Raw genomic sequence first — 23,648 nt, 5'->3', positions numbered from 1 at the left:
GCGGAGAGCGGGGGCAGCCGGATCTCCGGTCCCCGCGGTCCGCCGACTTCCGGGTCGGCCGCATCAGCCGCCCCTGTGCTCAGCCGACTTCCGGGTCGGCCGCGCCACCCGTCCCCGTGATCAGCCGACTTCCGCGACCTCGTGCCCCGGCGCGTTCGGCGTCGTCGGCTTCTTCCGGCCGCACGCCCTCGGGGCGCCGGCCGCGGTCTCCTGCGGCGCCCGGGCGACCGCCCGCCACCAGGGGGCCTGTGGCACGGCGTCGGACGACGGCTCGAAGGGCTCGCCAGGGATCGGCAAGGCGACGGCGGTGTCCTCGGCGCGAGCGGCGGCGAGGGTGCCCTCGCCGGGCTCCGACCAGGGGTGCGGCGCGAGGTTGAACGTGCCCCAGTGGATGGGCAGCAGGACGCCGTGCGGCGTGCCGCCCTGGAGGTCCAGGTGGGCGCGTACGCCTTCCTCGGGACGCATGTGGATGTCGGGCCAGAAGTCCGAGTACGCGCCGATCTGGATCATCGTGGCGTCGAACGGGCCGTGCTGGGCGCCGATCTCCTCGAAACCCGGGAAGTAGCCGGTGTCGCCGCTGTGGAAGACGCGGTGCTCGGGGCCGCGCACGCTCCAGGACGCCCAGAGCGTGTGCTGCTGGTTGCGCAGACCGCGACCGCAGAAGTGCCGCGCGGGCGTCGCCGTCAGGGTCAGGCCGCCGATGTCCGTGGACTCGTGCCAGTCCAGCTCGCGCAGCCGGTCCGCGGGCACGCCCCAGCGCTCCAGGTGGGCGCCGACGCCGAGCGGCACCGCGAACACCGTGTCCGTACCGGCGAGCGCCTTGATGCTGGGCAGGTCCAGGTGGTCGTAGTGGTCGTGGGAGATCACGACCGCGTCGACGGGCCCTAGCGCCGCGAGCGGCACCGGCACCGGATGCAGCCGCTTCGGCCCGGCGAAGGCGAAGGGGGAGCACCGCTCGCCCCACACGGGGTCGAAGAGGACCCGGCGCCCGTCGATCTCGGCGAGGACGCTGGAGTGCCCCATCCAGGTGAGCCGCAGGCCGCTCGCCGGGGGCCTGGCGAGGTCGGCGAGCGTCGTCGCGTGCACCGGGATCGGGTCGGACGGGGTGCGGTGGACCCGCTCCTCCTTGCGGAAGTAGATCTTGGCGAACTCCAGGGCGGATCCGGACGGTCTGGTCCGGGCATCCAGCGGGTTCTGGAACGAGCCGTTCGCGAAGTTCGGCGATCTCTGGATGCGCGCCAGGCGCTCCCCCGCGGGGTCCGCGCCGAAGGCGGCGGGCCGCAGTGAGCGGAGCCGGGGGCTCGAGAACCGGGACACGGCACCTCCAGGAACAGGATTGCTCAGGCTCCCCCCATTATGTGCGCCACCTCCGACAGCGGCCGCCGGGGCCGGGCCGCACGGCTCCCGCCGGGCCGCCGTCGGCCGCTTCCGGCCCCGATGTCACATCGGAGCACCTTCGCTCCGTCTCCTCCGTGAGACGGCGAAACCACGCCGCGTACGCACCGGAGGTGGCCCCCATGGCCCGCATTTCGCTCAGCCCGCCCCGCACGCTCTTCTTCCGCGCCATGGAGTGGTACTCGAAGCGCGCCTACGGCAAGGTCCTCGACCCCGGGAAGGCGATGGCGCACAACAGCCGCGTCCTCTGGTCCTACCTGCGCTTCGAGCAGTCCGTCGCCAAGTACGACAAGCTCGACGCCGGCCTGAAGGCGCTGGCCGAGATGGCGTCGGCGGCGTCGATCGGCTGCTCCTGGTGCATGGACTTCGGCCACTGGGAGAGCCAGCGGCGCGGCCTGGACCCGCGCAAGCTGCGCGACGTACCGCTGTGGCGCGAGAGCGATGTCTACACGCCGCTGGAGCGGGACGTGATGGCGTACGCGGAGGCGATGACCGCGAATGCGCCGGAGGTCGACGACGAACTGGCCGCCCGGCTGCTCGGCAGCCTCGGCGAGGCCGCGTTCGTGGAGCTGACCATGATGGTGGCCGTCGAGAACATGCGCTCGCGCTTCAACTCCGCGATGGGGCTGACGAGTCAGGGCTTCAAGGAGTTCTGCGACCTGCGCGACGTGCCCGCGGGGAACTCCCGGCCCGCCGTGTGAGCCGACGGCGCGGGGCCGATGGTGTACTACTGGGTTACTGACCGAACAGTCAGTAGCCCGGTCAGCAGCCTGGCGGACCAGCAGCCACTGGCACACCAGGCCGTACACCGGCAGTCCGTACACCCGTCGGCAGATCCGCAGGAGCCGCCCCATGCCCGCGCCCACCTCACCGCAGCCGCCCGCAGCCCCGCCTTTCCTGTCCCTCACCTGGACCGACCACGTCACCGGGCGACGCGGCTTCCTGGTGGTCGACCGGCTGGTGCGCGGGGTGTGCAGCGGAGGCCTGCGGATGCGGCCCGGCTGCACCCTGGAGGAGGTCGCCGGGCTTGCGCGCGGGATGACGATGAAGGAGGCCCTGCACTACGACCCCCGGGCCCGCTACATCCCGCTCGGCGGCGCCAAGGGCGGCATCGACTGCGACCCCCGGGACCCGGCGGCGTACGACGTGCTCGTGCGCTACCTGCGGGCGATGCGCCCCTACATCGCGGACTTCTGGACCATGGGCGAGGACCTGGGCCTGACCCAGGACCTCGTCGACCGGGCCGCCGCCGAGGCCGGTCTGACGTCCTGCGTGCAGGCCGTCTACCCGCTCCTCGACGACGAGGCGGCGGCCCGGCGGCGCCTCGCGGACGCGTTCGCCGTCGAGGTCGACGGGATCGGGCTCGACGCGCTCGTCGGGGGCTGCGGTGTCGCGGAGTCCGTGCTCACCGCGCTCGACGCGGCGGGCACGGACCCCGCGCACGCGCGCGTGGCCGTGCAGGGCCTCGGCACCATGGGCGGCGCCACCGCGCGCTTCCTCGCCCGGGCGGGACTCACGGTCGTGGCGGTGGCCGACATCAAGGGCACGATCGCCAACCCCGACGGCCTGGACGTGGAGGCGCTCCTCACCGCCCGGGACGCCTACGGCACCGTCGACCGCGCGGCGCTGCGCCCCGGCGACCGCGAACTCCCCGACGACGCCTGGCTGTCGGCCGACGCGGAGGTCCTCGTACCGGCCGCCGTGTCGTACGCCGTCGACACCGCCAACCAGGACCGGATCAGGGCGCGTTGGATCGCGGAGGCGGCCAACATGCCGGTGCTCGCGGACGCGGAGCGGCTGCTCACCGCGCGCGGTGTCACGGTCCTGCCGGACGTGGTGGTCAACTCCGCCACGAATGCCTGGTGGTGGTGGACGCTGTTCGGCGACATCGGCACCGCTTCCGCGTCGCGGGCCGCCGGGGCGACCGACGGGGCGGCCATGGCCGACGAGGCCTTCGCGCACACGCGTCGCGCCATGCGGGCCCTGGTCGGGCAGGTGCTCGCGCGGGCGCGCCGGGACGGTACGACACCACGCGCCGCCGCACACGCCCTGGCCGCGGACCGCCTCCCGGAGATCACGAACCGCTTCGGCTGGCACCGGCCGCCCGCGACGCCCTGACGCGCACGGCGGGGCGCGCGCCGTGCCCGCCGCGCATACGCCCTGGGTGACGCGCGTAGGTAGGGTGCACGGCGTGACAAGAGTGCGGTTGAGCGTGGCGGAGCGGCGGGTGGAGCTGCTGACCGCCACCGTCGAGCAGATCGAGGTACGCGGCGTGGCGGCCGTGCGCATCGCGGACGTCGCGGCCGCGCTCGGGGTGAGCAACGCGCTCGTCCTGTACCACTTCTCGACCAAGGACGAGCTGGTCGCCGCCGCGTTCGCGCATGCCGCCGAGGGCGATCTGGCGCATCTGCACAAGCTCCTCGGCCGCCGCACGTCGGCGGTGCGCCGGCTGCGGGCGGCGGTGCGCTGGTACGCGCCGACGGGGACGGCCAAGGGCTGGCGGCTGTGGATCGAGGGCTGGGCGTCGGCCCTGCGCGAGCCCGCGCTGCGCTCGGTCACCCGGGATCTGGACCGCCGCTGGAAGGCCGCGCTCGCCGGGGTGATCGCCGAGGGCGTGGCGGCGGGCGAGTTCCGCTGCCCCGACCCGCAGGCCGCGGCCCTCCGCCTGACGGCCTTCCTCGACGGCCTCGCCGTCCAGGTGACGGCCTATCCCGGCTCGGTGTCCCGCGCGCGGACGCGCACCTGGGCCGACGAGGCCCTGGCCCGCGAACTGGGCTTGTCCACGGACGACTTGAGCACCTGACTTACCCCGCCCTCGACCCTCGCGGGGCGCCCCAGTCCCACCCCTTCTCCGAAACCGGGGGCTGCGCCCCCTGGACCCCCCTGATCGGCGCTCCGCGCCTCGTCCTCAAACGCCGGACGGGCTAGATGATGTGCGGGTAATTTTCAGCCCCTCCGGCGTTTGAGGAGCGGGGTCTGGGGCGGAGCCCCAGTTTCGGGAAAGGGGTGGGATTGGGGAGCCCCCGGCAGCGCCCCGACCTCAGCCCACCCCTCACCGCAACTCGTACACCGCCACCACCGACACACTGTCCTGGATCTCCCCCGGCGCCACCGGCACCCCCTCCTGCTTGGTGAAGGCCGACGGCGACACCGTCAGGGGCCGGGGGTTGCCGGACTCGGCCTCGGTGAGGGAGACGAGGCGGCCGAGGCCGCGGCCCGTCAGGGCGGCGTAGTGCTCGGCCTTGGAGCGGGCGTCCGCGTGCGCGGCCTCACGGGCCTCGGCCCGCAGCGGCCGCGCGTCGGCCAGGTCGAAGGTGACCCCGTTGACCCGTACGGCGTCACCGGCCGCGGCCACCGCCGCCTTGACGACACGGCCGGTGCGATGCGGCTCACGCACCTTCACGCTGAAGCTCTGCGCGGCCCGGTACCCGGTGAGCTTGGACGCCCCGCCGCCGTCCTCGTACACGGCCGACAGCTCCAGGCTGTCCGTACGGACGTCGCGCTCGGCGACCTGCTGCCCGCGCAGGGCGCCGAGCAGCGCGTTCGCGGCGGCGTGCTGCGCGGCGAGCGCCTTCTCCGCGGTCGGCGCGGTGACCTCCACGGCCATGCCGACCACGGCCAGGTCGGGGGCGGCGCTCGCGGAGCCCGTGCCGGTGACGGTCACGGTGGAGGGGGTGGGGGTCGGGTCGTCCCGGAAGTCCGCGACCGCCGGAGCCGGGGCGTGAGCCGGAGCCGGAGCGGAAGCCGGAGCCGGAGCGAGAACGGAGGATGCCGGGGCTGATCCTCCGGGGACACCGGCGGCACCGGCCGCCGCGGCGCGCGCGACGAACGCCGACGGCAGGCCGAGCGCGGCGAGCACGACGACGGCCGCCACGAGCGCGCGCGGGGCGGTGCGCGCACGCGGAGGACGGGCGGGGGCGCCGGTGCGCACGGGCGGGGGCGGGGCTGCGGACATGGCGGGAGTCCTTCCGGTGTACCGGTCGTCCGCCCCCGAGGGGACGGCTGGCCGTCATCCCAGCACCCGCCAACCCGCGCACGGGGCCCGCCACTCCCGCCCTGTCACCTCACCGGTCGAGCCCGCCCGCCCAGAGCGCGGTCACCTCACCGGTCGAGCCCGCCCAGAGCACGGCCACCTCACCGGCCGAGCCCACCCCGCCCCCGCGGCGCCTACAGCGGCATCAAGTCCGGCCGCTTCGCGGCCACATGGTCGCCGGAGGACTCCCCGCGCAGCCGCCGCCCGATCCACGGCACCAGGTGCTCACGCGCCCAGTGGATGTCGTCGCGCCGTACTTCCAGGGTGCCGCGCGGCGGCAGCGGCGGCCAGGGCTGCTCCGGGTCGGCGGGCACCTCGATGCCGAGGGCCTGGGCGGCCCGCAGCGCCACCCGGGTGTGTCCCTCGGCGGACAGGTGGAGGCGGTCGTCGTCCCAGGCCCGTCGGTCCTGCACGGACTTGAGGGACCACAGGTCGAGCACGGGGCAGCCGTACCGGTCGGCGACCGCGCGGACATGGCCGTTGTACGTGGCGATCTTGCCGCGGAGGTGCTTGAGGAGGGCCACGCCCCGGGTGTCGAAGCCCGTGGTGACGACGACGGTGCCGACGGCGGAGGCGAGGTCGGCGACGGCGCGCTCGAACCGCTCGGCGACCTCGTCGGGGTCGGTGCCGGGCCGGATGATGTCGTTGCCGCCCGCGGCGAACGTGACCAGGTCGGGTGCCAGCTCCTTGGCGCGCGGCACCTGGTCCGCGACGATCTGGTCGAGGAGCTTGCCGCGCACGGCGAGGTTGGCGTACCGGAAGGAGTGCTCGGGCACGCGGTCGTCGAGGAGGACGGCGAGCCGGTCCGCCCAGCCGACGAAGGTGCCGTCGGGTCCGGGGTCCCCCACGCCTTCGGTGAAGCTGTCGCCGACCGCTGCGTAGGAGGTGAAGGTGTCCGTGGGTGTGTTTTTGATGAAGTGTGTCGACTCTGCTGTCACGTCGTCACATCTTTCCTGGCGACAAGTGACCTACGCCATCGTAATAAGGGGTTGACGCGGGGTGAGATAAGCCATTGGTCAAGATTGCGCCAACCCGGAATACGCGCCTGCGACGTCCGCGATCCGCCGGAGCCGGAACACGGCCGCGTCCAGATCGCCCCGGAGCCCGGTCCGCAGCCCGTGATGCAGCAGGACGGCGCCGCGGTGCACCGCCGCCGTCTCCCGGCACGCGTAGGCGGCCGCCGGGTCGAGCCCCCGCAGCCGCACCGGCGGTGTCTCCTGCCCGTACGCCTGCGCAGGGAGCCAGGCGAGGACGACGACCTCGTCCCCGAGGACGTACTGCACCGCGCAGAGGCCGCCGTCCGGATCCCGCAGCCGGTACAGGTCGCCGAGCTGCACGACGGGCCTGATCTCCTTGTAGAGCTCGACCCAGTCGCGGGCCTCGGCGAGCTCCGCCGCGCTCCACCGGGTCAGGTCGCCGCCGACTCCGAGCACGCCCGCCATCGCGCTGACGAAGCGGAACCTGAGCGAGCTGACGCGCCCGTTGAGCTGGGTGTTGGGGCTGTCGGTGACCCAGGCGGCCATGACGCGCGCCGGGTGGATCTGGCTGAATCCGTGCTGGATGGCGAGCCGGTCGAGCGGGTCGGTGTTGTCGGACGTCCAGACCTGGTCGGTGCGGGCGAGGACGCCGAGGTCGATACGGCCGCCGCCGCCCGAGCAGGACTCGATGGCGACGGTGGGGTGCGCGGTCCGCAGCCGGTCCAGGAGGTCGTAGAAGCCGTGCACATGGGCGTCCCACAGCCGCTGCGGGTAGGGCTCGCCGGGCCAGCCGGCGTCGGTGAAGCAGCGGTTGAAGTCCCACTTGACGTAGTCGACGGGCGCGCTGGACAGCAGGGCGTCGAGCTGGTCCCACAGGTGGGCGCGGACGTCCTCGCGCGCGAGGTTGAGGACGAGCTGGTTGCGGAACTCGGTGCGGGTGCGGCCGGGGTGGTGCTGCACCCAGTCGGGGTGGGCGCGGTAGAGGTCGCTGTCGGCGTTGACCATCTCCGGCTCGACCCAGATCCCGAACCGCATGCCGAGGGCGTGCACGTCGTCGGCGAGCGGCTTGAGGCCGCCGGGGAAGCGCTCGGGGTTGGGCGTCCAGTCGCCGAGCCCCGCCCGGTCGCTGACCCGTCGGCCGAACCACGCGTCGTCGACGACGAACAGCTCCACGCCGAGCCCGGCGGCCCGCTCCGCGAGGGCCCGCTGCTGCTCCTCGGAGATGTCGAACCCGGTGGCCTCCCAGGAGTTGTAGAGCACCGGCCGGACCTCGTCCGCGTCCGGGATCACGTGCGCGCGCTGGTACGCGTGCCAGGCCCGGCTGGCCGCGCCGAAGCCCCCGTCGGTCCACAGCCCCGCGAAGACGGGCGTGGTGAGGGACGCGCCGGGGGCGAGCAGTCGCTGCCCGGAGTCGTCGTGCCCGCTGCCGCCGGTGATCTGCACGGCGCCGTCCGGGAGCCGGTGCACCGCGATCCGCCAGGACCCGGACCAGGCGAGGGCGCAGCTGTGCACCTCGCCGTGCTCCTCGGTGGCGCCGTCGGCGTCGAGAGCCACCCAGGGCAGGTGCTGGTGCCCGGTGTGCCCGCGCCTGCTGCCGATGACCTGCTCGCCGTACGTGAGGTCGGAGCGTGCGAGCCGGGACTCGGCGGCCCAGCGCCCGTGCAGCTGCGAGAGCCGCCAGTGCTCGCGCGGCGGCAGGGTCCAGGTCGCGGAGTCGGCCCGCAGGACCTCCACGTGCGGTGCCGTGGGCGGGCCCTGGTGGGTGAGGACGGCGTACCGCTCGACGACGTCCCCGCGCATCCGGTAGGCGAGCGTGATCAGGAGGCCGTGCACGGCGTCGGTGAAGCGCAGCCGCAGTTCGTCGCCGGTGTCGTCGGCCGGTCCCAGGAAGCGCCACTCGGTTCCGCGTACCCCGCCGCCGCGCACCGAGAGCGCGGGCCGCACGAACCGCGGCCCGCCCTCGACCGGATACTCCTCGCGGCCGTCCAGCCACGACTCGAAGGGCCGCTCCGGGGGCGTCGGCGCCGCCGCGAGGGCCTCGGCGTCGGCCAGGGCGAGGCGCGGGCCCCAGTGGAGATGCAGCAGTTCGTCACGGTCCGTGAGACGCAGCGCGTAGCTGCTGGTGGGCCCCGAGAGGAGCCACGTCCGGCCGTCTGCGCCGATCTCGATCATCGAACCCCCAGAGCTCCACAGCTGCGGAAACAGATCTCAACAGGCACGCGCGTGTACGCACATCTTCGAGCCCATACGACCATCGGGGCAACGCCCGCGCACCTCCCGCGTACGCCACCCTGACGCACCCCCGTGCGCACCTCCGGGCACCCCCGCACCAGGACTGATTGCCTCAGGAACCCGTGTCGTATCGTCGAAGGCGCAACCACGCGCGGGCCGTGGGCCCGCGAGGTCGCGCGAAGCCGCCCCCGATCAAGAGGAGACCCCGTGACGCAGCAGGTCCCGTCGACCGAGCCCGAGCTGGCCGGCGTGCGCAACTTCCGTGACGTGGGCGGGCTGCCGACGCTCGACGGCCGCCGGGTGCGCCACGGCGTCCTCTTCCGCAGTGGTCACCTCGCGCACGCCACGGACGCCGACGCCGCGTTCCTCGGCTCGCTGGGCCTGCACACGATCTTCGACTTCCGCAACGCCGCCGACCAGCGCCTGGAGGGCCCGGACGTGGCGCTGCCGGGCGTGCGCAATGTGAACCTGCCGCTGACCGACCCGGCCGACGGCGCCGAGTTCTGGAAGATGGTCCGCGACGGCGACCTGGACCAGTTGCGCTCGGTCCTGTCCGACGGCAAGGCCGCGGGGCGGATGTCGGCGTCGTACCGGACGATCATCAAGGAGCGCACGGCCGAGCACAGCCGGGTCCTGCACGCGCTGGCCGAGGACAGTGTCCCCGCGCTCATGCACTGCGCGGCGGGCAAGGACCGGGCGGGCCTGTCCATAGCGGTGACGCTGCTCGCGGTCGGCGTGGAGCGCGACGCGATCAAGGCGGACTATCTGGAGTCGAACGCCGCGCACCGCCGCTACAAGGTGCACCGCAGCAGCACCTCGGCGGACGCGATGTCCCCCGAGGTCATGGAGCTGCTGAGCCCGCTGTTCGACGCCCGCGCCGAGTATCTGGACGCGGCCTTCGAGACGATCGCGCTGACGTGGGGCGACACCGACACGTATCTGGAGCGGGGCCTCGGTGTCAGCCCGCTGACACGGGAGCGGCTGCGCGACCGGCTCCTCGACTGACCCGGGCGTCCCGTCGGCCGGGACGCCCCGCCGCCCCTACTGGTTCTTGCCCCCGAGCACGAACAGCAGATAGACGAAGAACGCGAACACGTGGCCCACGGCCACATAGATGATCAACCGCACCCACAGGGCGCGCGGGAACTTCTCCTGCATGACCATGCGGCGCTCGGGCCGCGCCGCCTGCTCGGGGCCGGCCTGCCGCGGCTGCTCAGATTCCGTCATGTCGGTCTCCCTGGGTGGGGCCGCCGAGGCACAGCGCGGTGGCCGGGCTCTGCAGCAAGGTGTGGACGAAGAGGAGGTCGGCGCCGCCGTGGTCCGCGGCGGCGATCCGGTGCGGGGTCAGCGAGTCGAAGTGCGCGCTGTCGCCCGGGGCGAGGGTGTACGCGGTGTCGCCGAGCCGGAGCCGGAGCCGCCCGGTGAGGACGTACAGCCACTCCTCGCCCGGGTGGACCCGCACCATGTCGCCCTGCGCGCCGTGCGGGACGTGCACCCGCAGCGCCTGCATGCCCCGGCCGGGCGCGCCCGCCTGCCAGTAGGTCCAGCCGCCGGCCGCCGTGGGCTCCATGTCGGGGGCGCGGACGACGGAGTGCCGGTCGGCGGGTGTCTCGCCGAGGAGCTCGGAGACCGTCGTACCGTAGGTACGGGCGAGCGCGAGCAGCATCGGCAGGGACGGCTGGCGCAGACCGGTCTCCAGACGGGACAGGTGCGCGGGCGAGAGCCCGGCCGCGCGGGCGGCGGCCTCCAGGGTCAGGGCGGCGCGTCGGCGCAGGTCCCGGAGCTGGGGCGCGACGACGGGCAGGGCATCGGCGACGGTGTCGGCCCGGGGGTCGGCGGCGTCGTCGGGCTCCGGGGCGGCCCCCGCGGGCTCGGCAGGGTTCATGCTTCGATTCAGCCAGAGGCTTGCCTCAGGGGCAACTTTCTTGCCCCTGAGGCAAAAACCCTCCGATGGACCGCGTCACTGCCGGACCTCACGGCTACCGGTTCGCCACCGCCTGCTTCACCAGCGTCTTGCCGAAGTCCCACATCAGCCCGCCCCCGCTGTGCGCGTCGTCCATGACGGCGGTGAAGGCGTCCACGAACCGGTCGACGTCCTTCTCCCCCACCGTGAGCGGCGGGATCAGCTTGATGACCTCCAGGTGGTCGCCGGAGACCTGGGTGAGGATGTGGTGCTTCTGGAGCAGCGGCACCACCACCATCTGCGCGAACAGGCCCTTGCGCGCGGCCTGGAGCATCGTCCAGCGGCTGCGCAGCTTCAGGGACTTCGGTCTGCCGAACTCGATGCCGATCATGAGCCCGCGCCCGCGCACCTCGCTGAGCAGTTCGTAGCGGTCCACGAGCGCGCCGAGCCGCGACTTCAGGAGCTCACCGGTCACGCGCGCGTTCTCGACGACCTTCTCGTCCCGCATGACGGCGAGGACGGCGAGCCCGGCCGCCATGGCCTGCGCGTTGGCCCCGAAGCTCGCCGAGTGCACCAGGACCCGGTCCATGGACGAGTAGACCTTCTTGAAGATCCAGTCCTTGCCGAGGGTGGCGCCGACCGGCACATAGCCGCCGGACAGCGCCTTGGCCACGCACACCAGGTCGGGCTCGACGCCCTCGTCGTGCTGGTAGGCGTAGAACTCGCCGGTCCTGCCGAGGCCGGTCTGCACCTCGTCGGCGATGAGGAGCGCCTTGTGCCGGCGCAGCAGCTCCTGGGCGGCGCGCAGATAGCCCGGCGGTGCCTCGTGCACGCCCTTGCCCTGAATGGGTTCGACGATCAGCGCGGCGACGTCGCCCTTCTGCAACTCCGCGCGCAGGGCGTCCAGATCGCCGAGCGGGACCGCCGTGTCGGGCAGGAGCGGCGCGAAGCCGTCCCGGAACCCGTCCTCGCCGTTGACGGAGAGCGAGCCGGTGGTCAGCCCGTGGAAGGCGTGCGCGCAGTACAGCACCCTCGGCTTCCCGGTCGCGTACCGGGCGAACTTCAGGGCCGTCTCCACCGCCTCGGTGCCGCTGTTGCCGAAGAACACCCGGTCCAGGTGCGGGCTGTGGGTGAGCAGTTGCTCGGCGAGCAGGCCGGGGAGGGGCTGGCAGTCGAAGCGGGTGAGGTCGGCGAGGGAGGCGTCGAGGACGTCGTGCAGCGCCTTGCGCACGACCGGGTGGTGGCGGCCGAGGCCCATGACGCCGAACCCGGCGAGCATGTCCAGGTAGTCGTTGCCGTCCGCGTCCCAGAAGTGGGCGCCCTCCGCGCGTTCGTAGACCTTGTCGAAGCCGATGGTGTGCAGCATGCGCGGCAGTTGGTGGTTCAGATGGCGCGCGTGCAGTTCGTACCGTTCGCCGCCGCGCTCGGCGAGCAGCCGGCCGAGGTCGAACTCCTTGCTCATGCTGGTCATGCCCGACTCTCCTCGCCGGCCGCACCGGCTCTCTCGGTGCCGGTGGGACCGGCCTGTTCCGGCGCGTCGGCGCCGGTGGCGCGCCGGCGCGCGATGGTCGCGCTGATGCTCCCGGCGATCTCCACGGGGGTGAGCCCGAGGTCGGCGAGCACCTCGCCCCGCTTGGCGTGCGCGAGGAACTGGTCGGGGATGCCGAACCGCCGTACGGGAACGTCCACTTCGGCCTCGCCGAGGGCCAGCGCGACCGCCGCGCCGACCCCGGACGCCTTGCTGTTGTCCTCGACGACCGCGACGAGCCGGTGCTCCGCCGCGAGCGCGGGCAGCTCCGGGTCGACGGGCTTGACCCAGCGCGGGTCGACCACGGTGACGCTGATCCCACGCTCCCGCAGCAGGTCGGCGGCGCCCAGGCACACCGGAGCCATCACGCCGACGGCGACGAGCAGCACGTCGGCGGTCGTGCCCTCCTCTTCGGGGCCGCGGCTCAGCACGTCCATGGCGCCCACGCGGTCGACGGCCGGGATCGCGGGGCCCACCGACTCCTTGGGGAACCGCAGCAGCGTCGGCGCGTCGTCGACGGTGACGGCCTCGCGGAGCTGGGCGCGGAGCTGGTCGGCGTCGCGCGGCGCGGCGATCCTGAGGCCGGGGACGACCTGGAGGACGGACAGGTCCCACATGCCGTTGTGGGACGCCCCGTCGGGCCCGGTGACCCCGGCCCGGTCGAGGACGAACGTCACCCCGCAGCGGTGCAGCGCCACGTCCATCAGGAGCTGGTCGAAGGCGCGGTTGAGGAAGGTGGCGTAGACGGCGACGACGGGGTGGAGGCCGCCGGTGGCGAGGCCCGCGGCGGCCACCGCGGCGTGCTGCTCGGCGATGCCGACGTCCCACACCCGGTCCGGGTAGGCCTCGGCGAACCGGGTGAGCCCCACCGGGTGCAGCATGGCGGCCGTGATGGCCACGACGTCCTCGCGCTCGGCGCCGATGCGGACGATCTCGTCGCCGAACACCGAGGTCCAGGAGGGGCCGTTGGACGGGGCGAGGGGTTCGCAGGTGAGCGGGTCCATGACGCCGACGGTGTGGAAGCGGTCCGCCTCGTCGGCGAGCGCGGGTTCGTAGCCGCGGCCCTTCTCGGTGAGGCAGTGCACGAGCACGGGCCCGTGGAAGCGTTTCGCGCGGCGCAGCGCCGACTCGACGGCCTTGGTGTCGTGCCCGTCGATCGGCCCGACGTACTTCAGGCCGAGGTCCTCGAACATGCCCTGGGGCGCGAAGGCGTCCTTGAAGCCCTTCTTGGCGCCGTGCAGCGACTCGTAGAGGGTGCGGCCGACGACGGGAGTGCGCTGGAGGAACTCCTTGCCCCAGGCGAGGACCTGTTCGTAGCTGTCGGTGGTGCGCAGGGTGGCCAGGTGGTTGGCGAGGCCGCCGATGGTGGGGGCGTACGAGCGCTCGTTGTCGTTGACGACGATGATCAGGGGCTGGTTCTTGGCGGCCGCGATGTTGTTCAGCGCCTCCCACGCCATGCCGCCGGTGAGCGCGCCGTCCCCGATGACGGCGACGACGTGCCCGCGTTCGCCGAGGACGTCACGGGCCTTGGCGAGGCCGTCGGCCCAGCCGAGGGCGGTCGACGCGTGGCTGTTCTCGACGATGTCGTGGTCGGACTCCTCCCGCGAGGGGTAGCCGGAAAGGCCGCCCTTGCCGCGCAGCTTGGAGAAGTCCTGACGCCCGGTCAGCAGCTTGTGCACATAGCTCTGGTGGCCGGTGTCCCACACGATGCGATCGAGCGGTGACTCGAAGACCCGGTGCAGGGCCATGGTGAGCTCCACCACCCCCAGGTTGGGCCCGAGGTGACCGCCGGTCCTGGCGACCGCGTGCACCAGGAACTCCCGTATCTCCTCCGCCAGTTCGGCGAGTTCGCGCTCGGTCAGCGCCTTCAGGTCGCGCGGCCCCCGGATCGTCTCCAGAATGGTCATGCTCGGGCCCCCTTACTGGTTCGTTCTCAGCTCACTGTGACGTCGGGCACCCCGGACGGGACGCCTGCGGCCTCCATCTGCTCGGCGATCTTCATCGCCTCTTCGATGAGGGTCTCGACGATCTTCGACTCGGGCACCGTCTTGACGACCTCGCCCTTGACGAAGATCTGGCCCTTGCCATTGCCGGACGCGACACCCAGATCGGCCTCACGCGCCTCACCCGGCCCGTTCACCACGCACCCCATGACCGCGACCCGCAACGGCACCTCCATGCCGTCGAGCCCCGCCGTCACCTCGTCCGCCAGCTTGTAGACGTCGACCTGGGCGCGCCCGCAGGACGGGCAGGACACGATCTCCAGGCGGCGCTGGCGCAGGTTCAGGGACTCCAGGATCTGGATGCCGACCTTGACCTCCTCGGCCGGAGGGGCCGAGAGCGAGACACGGATCGTGTCGCCGATTCCCTCGGCGAGCAGCGCGCCGAAGGCGACGGCCGACTTGATCGTGCCCTGGAAGGCGGGGCCCGCCTCGGTCACCCCCAGATGCAGGGGGTAGTCGCAGGCGGCGGCCAGCTGCCGGTAGGCGTTGACCATGACCACCGGGTCGTTGTGCTTCACCGAGATCTTGATGTCCCGGAAGCCGTGCTCCTCGAACAGCGACGCCTCCCACAGCGCCGACTCGACCAGGGCCTCCGGCGTCGCCCTGCCGTACTTCTTCAGCAAGCGGGCGTCCAGGGAGCCCGCGTTGACGCCGATCCGGATTGGGGTGCCCGCGTCGTTCGCCGCCCGTGCGATGTCCCGCACCCGGTCGTCGAACTGCTTGATGTTGCCGGGGTTCACCCGCACCGCCGCGCACCCGGCGTCGATCGCCGCGAACACGTACTTCGGCTGGAAGTGGATGTCGGCGATCACCGGGATCTGCGACTTCCGCGCGATCGTCGCGAGCGCGTCCGCGTCGTCCTGCGTCGGACACGCCACCCGCACGATCTGGCACCCCGACGCCGTCAGCTCCGCGATCTGCTGCAGCGTCGCCCCGATGTCCGACGTACGCGTCGTCGTCATCGACTGCACCGAAACCGGCGCGCCGCCCCCCACGGCCACCGGTCCGACCTCGATGCGCCGCGAGACGCGGCGCTCGGCGAGGGGCCGGACCGGCAGCTCCGGGAGGCCCAACGTGACGGGCGCTCCAGGGCTCATGACGTCACCCGCGGTTTCCGTTGACGGTCTCACGCATGGCCCGCAGGGACTCCTTGAGGGAGCCCATGGTGGCGAGGACGGCCGTCGGCTCGTACCCGCAGTGCGCCATGCAGTTGGCGCACCGCTCGTCCTTGCCGCGGCCGTACTTGGACCAGTCGGTCTTCTCGATCAGCTCCCGGTACGTGGGGACGTACCCGTCGCTCATCAGATAGCAGGGGCGCTGCCAGCCGAAGAGCGAGTAGTTGGGGATCGCCCACGCCGTGCACTGGAAGTCGACCTTGCCCTCAAGGAAGTCCAGGAACAGCGGCGAGTGGTTCAGCCGCCAGCGGCGCCGGTTGCCGCCCGCGAAGGCCTTCTTGAACAGCTCGCGGGTCTGCTCGACGCCGAGGAAGTGCTCCTGGTCGGGCGCCTTCTCGTAGGCGTAGGCGGGCGACAGCATCATCTCGTCGACCTGCAGCTCGTCATTGAGGAAGTTGAGCACCTCGATGATCGTCTGCGGGGTGTCCGTGTTGAAGAAGGTCGAGTTGGTGGTCACCCGGAAGCCGCGCCGCTTGGCCTCCTTCATGGCCTCGACCGCCTCGTCGAACACCCCCTCCTTCGCCACCGACTCGTCGTGGCGCTCCCGCATCCCGTCGATGTGCACGGCGAACGCGAAGTACGGCGAGGGCTTGAACTTGTCCATCTTCTTGCGCAGCAACATGGCATTGGTGCAAAGGAAGACGTACTTCTTCTTGGCGACCAACTGCCGGACGATCTCATCGATCTGAGGGTGCATCAGCGGTTCGCCGCCGGCGATGGACACCATCGGCGCACCGGACTCGAGAACGGCGCCCACGGCCTGCGCCACCGGCATGCGCTGCTTGAGCACCCCGGCCGGATGCTGGATCTTGCCGCAGCCCTCGCACTTCAGGTTGCACGCGAACAGCGGCTCCAACTCGACAATCAGCGGGAACTTGTCCCGCTTGCGCAGCTTCTGTTCCATCAGGTACGTAGCGACCTTGATCGACTGACGCAGCGGCATGACCATCTGGCTCACCTCCGGGGGAGCAGCGAAGAACGGTGCCATTCGAAGAAAGCGGGAAGCACGGCACGGAGAACGCGGAAGGCCGATATTCCACCGCGCACCGTGCCGATTCGTACGAGTTCGTGCTGTGGGGCGTCCACGACCACCCGGACGGCGGCAACGGGGCGGGGCCCGGCCGTCACGGCGGTGCGCAGCGTGACGGCGGACTCCATGTCCACCGCGATGGCACCGGTGGCGAGCAGATCGCCGCGTTCGTGGCCGCGGACGACGTGGTCGGAGCCCGTGAGCGGCCCGGTGTGCACGGTGCGGCGGGGCAGCGCGCGCACCAGCTCCTCGACCAGGAGCTCGGTGCCCACGCAGGGCGTGGCGCCGCCGTCGTGGCGGGTCTCCCCGGCGACGACCAGATCGCCGGGGTGCATGCCGGGGGCGAGCCCGGCGCAGAAGCCGGTGGCCACGACGGCCGCGTCGTGCAGGGAGGGGCCCTCGAGCGCCTTGGCCACGGCGCGCTCGGCGGCCCGCGGTCCCATGCCCGTCCTCAGGACGGTCATGGGGCCGCTCGCACCGCCCCGCTCGCCGGTGCGCAGGGCGAGGTGCTCGATGCCGAGCGCACAGGCGACGAGGAGCGGTGCGGGGCCCGGCCGCGCCGGGGACACGGCCATCAGCCCCCCTTGCCGGAGCCGCCGACGGCCGGCTCTCCGTTGACGTACCGGCCGAGCGCGGTCAGCGGGAAGACCTGCCGGTAGAGGTGGTAGTTGATCGAGAAGTCCCAGGGGAAGCCGGTGCCGGTGAAGTACGGCTCGTCCCAGGAGCCGTCCTCGGTCTGCGCCTGCACCAGCCAGTCGACGCCGCGCTCCACGGACTTGGTGTCCCGCTGCCCCGCCGCGAGCAGCGCGAGCAGCGCCCAGGCGGTCTGCGACGCCGTGGAGGCGCCGCGCCCGACCCACTGTTCGTCGCGGTAGGAGCGCAGGTCCTCGCCCCAGCCGCCGTCGTCGTTCTGCACCGACTCCAGCCAGGCGACCGCGCGTCGGATCGCCGGGTGCGAGGCGGGCAGTCCGGCGGCGACGAGCGCGGGCAGCACCGACCCGGTGCCGTAGACGTAGTTGACGCCCCAGCGCCCGAACCAGGCGCCGTTCGGCTCCTGTTCGGCGAGCAGCCACTCCACGCCGCGCCGGGTGCGCGGGTCGTGGGACCTGCCCTCCCAGGCGAGCATCTCCACCACGTGCGCGGTGACGTCGGCGGAGGGCGGGTCGATGACCTCGCCGAAGTCGCAGAACGGCAGGCGGTTGGGGAAGGGGCTGGTGTTGTCGACGTCGAAGGCGGCCCAGGCGCCGTTCTTCGACTGCATGCCGAGGTTCCAGCGCACACCGCGCTCGATGGCGTTCTCCAGGCGCGGCTTGTCCGGGTGCGCGACCCGGCGCAGCGCGAGGACGACCTCGGCGGTGTCGTCGATGTCGGGGTAGTTGTCGTTGTGGAATTCGAAGGCCCAGCCGCCGGGGGTCAGTCCCGGCCTGCGCACCGACCAGTCGCCGGGCCGCACGATCTGCTCGCCCAGCATCCAGTCCGCGGCCTTGACCAGCTGCGGATGGTCGGCGGGCACCCCGGCGTCGGCGAGGGCGATGGCCGCGAGGCAGGTGTCCCACACCGGCGACTGGCAGGCCTCGATCATCCGCGCGCCGTCCTCGCGCCACACGGCGAAGCGGTCCAGGGACGCGAGGCCCGCCTTGAGGACCGGGTGGTCGAGGTCGTAGCCCATCAGGTGCAGCGCGATCACGGAGTACACGGCGGGCGGCTGGATGCCGCCCCAGCAGCCGTCGTTCTCCTGCCGCTCGATGATCCAGCGCGCGGCGCTGTTCATCGCGGCCTTGCGCACACCGCGCGGAGCGATCTTGTGATAAAGGTGCAGCGCCTTGTCCATGCGCTGGAAGACGCCGTCCCAACTCGCCACCGGGGCAAGGGGTTTGGCGGGATTCGGGGCGCTCGCGTCGGTGTGCAGCTCATCCAGCGGGAAGGGCGCGGGACGCACCGGGCGCTTGGCCGAGACGATGGTGAGCGGCACGATGGTCTGCCGCGCCCAGCAGCCGAAGTCGTAAATGTTGAGCGGGAACCACTTGGGAAAATAAAGGAGTTCGGGCGGCAGCTCGGGCAGGTCGTCCCACTTCCACCAGCCGAAGAGGGCGAGCCAGATGCGGGTGAAGACCCGGGCCGAGGCGATGCCGCCCCGCTCCCTGATCCAGGCGGACGCCTTGGCCATGTGCGGAGCGTCCGGGGCGTCCCCCGCGAGGCGCAGCGCCACGTACGCCTCGATGGTGGTGGAGAGTTCGCCCGGGCCGCCGTAGAAGGTGGCCCAGGTGCCGTCGTCGCGCTGCTCGCCGCGGATGAAGAGCGCGGCGGCCCTGGTCGTCGACTCGTCCTGGATGCCCAGGAACTGACGGAGCAACAGGTCCTCGGCGTCCATGGTCACATTGGTTTCCAGGTCGCCCTTCCACCATCCCTGGGCGTCCTGGCGGGACAACAGGAATTGCGTGGACCGTTCTATGGCGCGGGCCGCGGCACCCAGTGCGCCGGGCGCCGCGGGAGTGGTGTCGGTCGTTCCGGTGGCCGAGGCCGCTCGGGGCGTCGCCGCTCCGGTGCTTCCGTCGGTCGTCGCTGTCATGGCTTCCCCTTCTACGCAGTGCTTCATCTCTGCCGGGTCCGCCGTCGGCCGGGGCCCTGGAGGGACACAGGCCGGCGACTGCGATTCAGTTGGGGCCGATAGTGATCATCTCTTTCGTACGACGACGAAGTCGGCGAGCGCGGTGAGCTGCGCCCGCACCTGGTCCGGCATCTGGACCGCGTCCAGGGCCTCGATGGCGACGGCGTGCTGCCGTCGCGCCTCCTCGGCGGTCCACTCGCGGCCGCCCGCCTGCTCGATCAGGGCGGCACGCGCGGCGAACTCCTCCTCGGAGAAGCTGTCGAAGTCGTTGCTCTTGGCGTCGGCGGCGAGCAGCTCGCCGAGCCGTTCGGAGGCCGGGCCGCCCGCGGCGAGCGCGGCGACCACGGGCAGGGACTTCTTGCGCTGGCGCAGATCGCTCCAGGTCTGCTTGCCGGTGGCCTCCGGGTCGCCCCAGATGCCGAGCAGGTCGTCGACGGCCTGGAAGGCGAGGCCCAGGTGGTAGCCGTACTTCTCCAGGATGTCGGCGGTGGCGTCGTCGGCGCCGCCGAGGACCGCGCCGATGGAGACCGCGCAGGCGAGCAGCGCGCCCGTCTTGTTGCCCTCCATCTCCAGGCACTCCTCGACGGTGACCCGCTCGCGGTGCTCGTAGGAGATGTCCTGCGCCTGGCCGTCGATGAGGGCGCGGGTCGCTGTGGTGAGCCTGCGCGTGGCGCGGCCGGCCTCGACGGTGCCGAGTTCGAGCAGGACCTCGTTGGCGAGGGCGAACAGCGCGTCGCCGACGAGGATCGCCTGCGCGGGGCCGTGCACCTTCCACACCGTGTCGCGGTGGCGGCGCTGCTCGTCGCCGTCCATCAGGTCGTCGTGCAGGAGCGAGAAGTTGTGGACCAGCTCGACGGCGACAGCGCCGGGCACGCCGGTCTCCGGGCTCGCGCCGGCGGCCTCCGCGGAGAGCAGGGCCAGTGCCGGGCGCACGGCCTTGCCGCCGTCGCCGACGGACGGGTTGCCCGCCGCGTCGATCCAGCCGAAGTGGTAGGCGGCGACGGTGTCCATGGGCGGCGCGAGGCGGTCCACCGCGGACCGCAGGACCGGGGTGGCCAGCGTCCGGCCGCGTTCCAGCAGCGCGGTCACGTCCACAGCGGCCGGTTCGGCCGAGGGCACAGTCGGCACATTCTCTCCTCTGGTTCCGGTGCGGGGTTCCTGGGGCGGGGGCCCCAGCAGGTCGAGCTTCACGCCGCCTCCTCGAAGAGATGGCCATGGGGGCGGTCGAGTGCGGTCAGGGCCGCCCGGGCTGCGGTGATTCCGCTGCGTACAGCGCTTTCCATCGTCGCGGGCCAGCCGGTCGCGGTCCACGCGCCGGCCAGGTAGAGCCCGGACGCGTTGGTGTGCGCGCCCGGTCGCAGGCGGCCGACGCCCGGCGTGGGCGCGAAGGTCGCGGTGCGCTCCCGGGTCACGAAGAAGTCGAGGACCCGTGCGCCGTGCGCGGCGGGCAGGAGGCGCTCGAGCTCCGGCAGATAGCGCTCTCTGAGCGCCGCCACGGGAGCGTCGATCTCGTCCTGGGCCGCGGACTGCGACACCGCCAGGTACTGGCCCGCGGCCAGGCCCGAGGCGTCGGTCCGGTCGAAGACCCACTGCACGGGGGTGCCGAGCGCGGCGAAGAAGGGCCGCTTGAGAACCTTCCGGTCGTACACGACGTGGATGTTCAGGATCGGCGCGGTCTCGATGCCGAGCAGCCGGTCGGGCTCGTCGAGGGCGCCGTCGGGGAGCAGGTCGTGGGTCTCGGCCTGGGGCACGGCGAGCACCACCGTGTCCGCCGGGATGGTCTCACCGGGAACCTCGACGCGCCAACCGCCGTTCTCACTACGGGAGATGGAGGTGACACGTGCCCTCAGTTCGGTACGCACGCCCGCCGAGTCGAGCGCCTTGCGGGCCAGACCGTCATGGATGTCACCGAGGGGCACCCGCGCCCAGCCGATGTCGGCGGCGCCCGGGTCGGAGAGCAGACCGGTCTTGAACACCATCGCGGCGAGGCCGAGCGAGGCGTCGCCCGCGACGGCGTTGAGGGTGGCGACCCCGACGAGGTCCCACAGGGCCTCGATGGCGCGCTTCGACTGTCCGCGGGCGGCCAGCCAGCTGCCGAAGTCCTGACTGTCGAGCGCCGGGTCGGCCGGGTCGAGCCCCTTGAGGGCGAGCGCCGCGCGGCCGACGGCGGCGCGCTCGGCGAGCGACAGATGCGGGTAGGTGGCGAGGCTCGCGGCCAGGTGCAGGGGCACGGGCAGCGCGGTGCGGCGCAGCCGCCCGAGCCGATGCCGGTCGGCGTCGAGCACGGGTACGTCGAGTCGTTCCTGCAGCGGTGCCAGGTGCGCGCCCTCGACCCGGTCGAGGAACCAGCGGTAGGCGGTGCAGCAGCGCAGGTAGACGTGCTGGCCGTTGTCGACGGTCAGCTCGCCGCGCTGGAAGGAGAAGGCGAGTCCGCCGAGGCGCGGGCGGCCCTCGAGCAGGGTGACGTCGAGGCCGGCGTCGGCCAGGGCGAGGGCTGAGGTGATGCCGGCCAGGCCGCCGCCCACGACGACGGCGGACGACCGTTTGCCGGATCCGTCGGCGTCTCCTTCGGGCTGCCTGTCGTCCTGCCTCATGCGTCCTCCCTTTCGGCAGTTGCAGTCTGGGACGCCATGGTCATGCGGAGGGTTGCCCACCGTTTGAGCCGACGCGCGGGACCTGCGCCGGGGCCGTCGCACTTGCGCATCAGGTACGCCTCCTGACGGCCCCCCGGGAGACGCTGCGCGCGTCGAGCCCGGACAGACCGCGCACGGCGACGTACGCCTTCTCGCGTCCCGGCAGCGAAACGCGGCCCCGAAGGACCGCTTCCGGCTCCCGCTCGATGCGGTCGAGGAGGCGGCGGTAGATCCCCGCCATCGCCGCCACACAGGCGCCGCTGCGCCGGTCCAGCATGGGCAGCAGGCGGTAGCCCTCGGCGAACAGGGCCCGGGCGCGGCGGACTTCGAAGTGCACCAGGCCCGCGAAGTCCGACCCCGCGGGCGGCTCGCTGCCGGCGAACCCGGCGGAGCAGCCGAACTTGGCGAGGTCGTCGGCCGGCAGATAGGTGCGGCCCTCCAGCGCGTCCTCGCGAACGTCCCTGAGGATGTTGGTGAGTTGGAGCGCGAGGCCGAGCGTATCGGCGTACTCCGGTGCGCGCTCCGCGTGCAGCGCCCCCGGCTCGGTGCCGAAGACCCCGAGGGAGAGCCGCCCGATCGCTCCGGCCACACAGCGGCAGTAGACCTTCAGGTCGTCCCAGGTCTCGTACGTCTCGCCGCGCACGTCCATCAGGACGCCGTCGATCAGCTCGTCGAGCCCGCCGAGCGGGATCGGGAAGTGCCGGGCCGCGTGGCTCAGCGCCACGGCCACGGGGTCGGTGTCGTCCTCCGCCACCTCGCCGTCGCGGACCCGGGCGAGCAGGGCCCGGGTGTCGTTCAGCCGCGCCCCCTTCACCTCCGGCTCCAGGGCGCCGTCGCCGATGTCGTCCACGCGCCGCGAGAACGCGTAGAGCGCGGACATCGCCCGCCGCTGGGGCGTCGGCAGCAACCTGATGCCGTACGCGAAATTGCGCGCCTGCTGCCCGGTCACGGTCTCGCAATAGCTGTATGCGGCGAGTACCGGCGCGGACACGCGAGGTTCTGACTCCACGGTCCGGCTCACCCCTCTCCTCGCAGAACCGCACCCACCTCGCGCACCAGGCGCGGCTTCGTGGGCTTCGGCGGCCTTGGAAGTACGTCGTATCCGGCGGCGGCGATCGCCGCGACCGCCGCCCTCCCCCCTGCCACGAACCCTGCAAGCAGCAGCTTCAGCCTGCCGTGGACGCTACCCACCAGGGGGGTGCCTTCATTCAGGAGGCAGCGGGCGCGTTCCGCTTCATATGCAACCAGTGCGCGCACCGATGCGCCTGCCGTAGGGGCAGCCAGATCCCGCTCCTGGACATGAAAGCGCTTCATGTCCTCGGCGGGGAGGTAGACACGGTCACGGGCCAGGTCCTCGCGCACGTCCTGGAGGTGCTCCACGATCTGCAGCGCCGTGCACACGGAGTCCGAGAGGCGGACGCGCTCGGGCGTGGCCGTGTCGGTGATGGCGAGGACGAGGCGGCCGACGGGGTTCGCGGACAGCTCGCAGTAGGCCACGAGGTCGTCGTAGGTCTCGTACCGCTTGACGAGCTGGTCCTGGCGGTTGGCCGCGATCAGGCCGAGAAAGGGCTCGGGGGTCAGCCGGCGGCGGCGCACGGTGGGCACCAGGGCCCGCAGCAGCGGGTGGCCTGGCTCCTGGCCTGCGAAGACCTTGCCGAGGTCGGCCTCGAAGGCGTCGAGGAGTGCGACCGGGTCGGCGGCGGCCGCGGGGTCCGCGCCGAGGTAGCGGGCGTGGGCGGCGCCGCGGTCGAGGTCGGCGTCGCCGATGTCGTCGACCAGGCGGGCGTAGCCGTACACGGCCATGAGGTCCTCGCGCCAGGCGCGCGGGAGGAAGAACGGGGCCACGGGGAAGTTCTCGTCCGCGGCTTTGTCGAGGACGGCGGACGCATCGCGGAGCCGGAGATCGTCCGTAGCCATTGCCGTCACATCTCCCGTTCTACACTGCCGACCCAAAACATCCTATTTCGGACACGCCGCCCTGCCCCCCGTGCGGCCGACCGTGCCCGTCGCCACGATGTCGCGCGATATCGCCCCACTTGCCGCGAATCAGCACCGGTACAGCTTACGTTGTACAACGCACACCGAGTCGTCGGGGTGTTCGGCACATCACAACAACGCACCGATTGGCTTC

Annotated in this window: 20 protein-coding genes; 4 read left to right on the top strand and 16 right to left on the bottom strand. The window is 72.5% G+C overall.

The features are described 5' to 3' along the window. Positions 1-120 precede the first annotated feature (120 nt). Positions 121-1,317, bottom strand: coding sequence for an MBL fold metallo-hydrolase (locus tag ACFVHO_RS34825; RefSeq protein WP_385723742.1), 1,197 nt, complete (start codon positions 1,315-1,317; stop codon positions 121-123). A gap of 200 nt (positions 1,318-1,517) precedes the next feature. On the opposite strand from ACFVHO_RS34825, the gene ACFVHO_RS34820 reads away from it, so the two are divergent. From ACFVHO_RS34820 to ACFVHO_RS34810, 3 genes are all read left to right on the top strand, one after another. Beyond that, a complete protein-coding gene (locus ACFVHO_RS34820) occupies positions 1,518-2,096 on the top strand; it encodes a carboxymuconolactone decarboxylase family protein (RefSeq protein ID WP_385723739.1) in 579 nt (192 codons plus the stop codon). Positions 2,097-2,247: 151 nt separating this feature from the next. Then, positions 2,248-3,513, top strand: a complete 1,266-nt coding sequence (locus tag ACFVHO_RS34815) for a Glu/Leu/Phe/Val dehydrogenase dimerization domain-containing protein (RefSeq protein ID WP_385723737.1) — start codon at positions 2,248-2,250, stop codon at positions 3,511-3,513. Between the two features lie 73 nt (positions 3,514-3,586). Further along, on the top strand, positions 3,587-4,198 hold the full coding sequence (locus ACFVHO_RS34810; RefSeq protein WP_385723734.1) for a TetR/AcrR family transcriptional regulator: 612 nt from the start codon (positions 3,587-3,589) through the stop codon (positions 4,196-4,198). Positions 4,199-4,447: 249 nt separating this feature from the next. Here ACFVHO_RS34810 and ACFVHO_RS34805 read toward each other — a convergent pair whose 3' ends face one another. The 3 genes from ACFVHO_RS34805 to ACFVHO_RS34795 all read right to left on the bottom strand — a co-directional run bounded on the left by ACFVHO_RS34805 (position 4,448) and on the right by ACFVHO_RS34795 (position 8,577). Further along, on the bottom strand, positions 4,448-5,350 hold the full coding sequence (locus tag ACFVHO_RS34805; protein ID WP_385723732.1) for an SIMPL domain-containing protein: 903 nt from the start codon (positions 5,348-5,350) through the stop codon (positions 4,448-4,450). A gap of 212 nt (positions 5,351-5,562) precedes the next feature. Beyond that, a complete protein-coding gene (locus ACFVHO_RS34800; protein ID WP_385723729.1) occupies positions 5,563-6,366 on the bottom strand; it encodes an SGNH/GDSL hydrolase family protein in 804 nt (267 codons plus the stop codon). A gap of 78 nt (positions 6,367-6,444) precedes the next feature. Then, positions 6,445-8,577, bottom strand: coding sequence for an alpha-galactosidase (locus ACFVHO_RS34795; RefSeq protein ID WP_385723727.1), 2,133 nt, complete (start codon positions 8,575-8,577; stop codon positions 6,445-6,447). A gap of 267 nt (positions 8,578-8,844) precedes the next feature. Here ACFVHO_RS34795 and ACFVHO_RS34790 point away from each other — a divergent pair, with 267 nt between their 5' ends. After that, a complete protein-coding gene (locus tag ACFVHO_RS34790) occupies positions 8,845-9,642 on the top strand; it encodes a tyrosine-protein phosphatase (RefSeq protein WP_385723724.1) in 798 nt (265 codons plus the stop codon). A 36-nt stretch (positions 9,643-9,678) separates the two neighbouring features. Here the strand turns inward: ACFVHO_RS34790 and ACFVHO_RS34785 are convergent, their stop codons facing one another. The 12 genes from ACFVHO_RS34785 to hpnC form a co-directional block, all read right to left on the bottom strand. After that, positions 9,679-9,795 (bottom strand): DUF6126 family protein, encoded by a 117-nt coding sequence (locus ACFVHO_RS34785; protein ID WP_289955497.1) that lies wholly within the window; start codon positions 9,793-9,795, stop codon positions 9,679-9,681. Positions 9,796-9,850: 55 nt separating this feature from the next. Then, complete coding sequence (locus tag ACFVHO_RS34780) at positions 9,851-10,522, bottom strand: helix-turn-helix domain-containing protein (protein ID WP_385723721.1); 672 nt, start codon at positions 10,520-10,522, stop codon at positions 9,851-9,853. A gap of 94 nt (positions 10,523-10,616) precedes the next feature. Next, positions 10,617-12,002 (bottom strand): aspartate aminotransferase family protein, encoded by a 1,386-nt coding sequence (locus tag ACFVHO_RS34775; protein ID WP_385723767.1) that lies wholly within the window; start codon positions 12,000-12,002, stop codon positions 10,617-10,619. Positions 12,003-12,007: 5 nt separating this feature from the next. After that, positions 12,008-13,975: a 1-deoxy-D-xylulose-5-phosphate synthase gene (gene dxs, locus ACFVHO_RS34770; RefSeq protein WP_385723719.1), complete on the bottom strand. Its 1,968-nt coding sequence runs from the start codon at positions 13,973-13,975 to the stop codon at positions 12,008-12,010. A 26-nt stretch (positions 13,976-14,001) separates the two neighbouring features. After that, a complete protein-coding gene (gene ispG / locus ACFVHO_RS34765) occupies positions 14,002-15,168 on the bottom strand; it encodes a flavodoxin-dependent (E)-4-hydroxy-3-methylbut-2-enyl-diphosphate synthase (RefSeq protein WP_385723716.1) in 1,167 nt (388 codons plus the stop codon). 4 nt (positions 15,169-15,172) lie between these two features. Then, complete coding sequence (gene hpnH, locus ACFVHO_RS34760; protein ID WP_289944018.1) at positions 15,173-16,195, bottom strand: adenosyl-hopene transferase HpnH; 1,023 nt, start codon at positions 16,193-16,195, stop codon at positions 15,173-15,175. A 5-nt stretch (positions 16,196-16,200) separates the two neighbouring features. Further along, a complete protein-coding gene (locus ACFVHO_RS34755) occupies positions 16,201-16,851 on the bottom strand; it encodes a 1-hydroxy-2-methyl-2-butenyl 4-diphosphate reductase (protein WP_385723713.1) in 651 nt (216 codons plus the stop codon). Further along, complete coding sequence (shc, locus tag ACFVHO_RS34750) at positions 16,851-18,845, bottom strand: squalene--hopene cyclase (protein WP_385723710.1); 1,995 nt, start codon at positions 18,843-18,845, stop codon at positions 16,851-16,853. The genes ACFVHO_RS34755 and shc overlap by 1 nt, the downstream gene beginning before the upstream one ends. A 105-nt stretch (positions 18,846-18,950) precedes the next feature. Continuing rightward, on the bottom strand, positions 18,951-20,075 hold the full coding sequence (locus ACFVHO_RS34745) for a polyprenyl synthetase family protein (protein WP_385723709.1): 1,125 nt from the start codon (positions 20,073-20,075) through the stop codon (positions 18,951-18,953). After that, positions 20,072-21,478: a hydroxysqualene dehydroxylase HpnE gene (gene hpnE / locus ACFVHO_RS34740; protein WP_385723706.1), complete on the bottom strand. Its 1,407-nt coding sequence runs from the start codon at positions 21,476-21,478 to the stop codon at positions 20,072-20,074. Before hpnE ends, ACFVHO_RS34745 begins: the two co-directional genes overlap by 4 nt. A gap of 109 nt (positions 21,479-21,587) precedes the next feature. Then, entirely contained in the window at positions 21,588-22,538 is a 951-nt protein-coding gene (hpnD, locus tag ACFVHO_RS34735) for a presqualene diphosphate synthase HpnD (protein WP_385723703.1), read from the bottom strand. After that, positions 22,535-23,434 (bottom strand): squalene synthase HpnC, encoded by a 900-nt coding sequence (gene hpnC / locus ACFVHO_RS34730; RefSeq protein ID WP_385723701.1) that lies wholly within the window; start codon positions 23,432-23,434, stop codon positions 22,535-22,537. The genes hpnD and hpnC overlap by 4 nt, the downstream gene beginning before the upstream one ends. Between the last annotated feature and the right edge of the window lie 214 nt (positions 23,435-23,648).

It is taken from the genome of Streptomyces sp. NPDC127108, assembly GCF_042677545.1.
Classification (GTDB): Bacteria; Actinomycetota; Actinomycetes; order Streptomycetales; family Streptomycetaceae; genus Streptomyces.
This window is presented reverse-complemented; position numbering and strand designations above follow the sequence as displayed.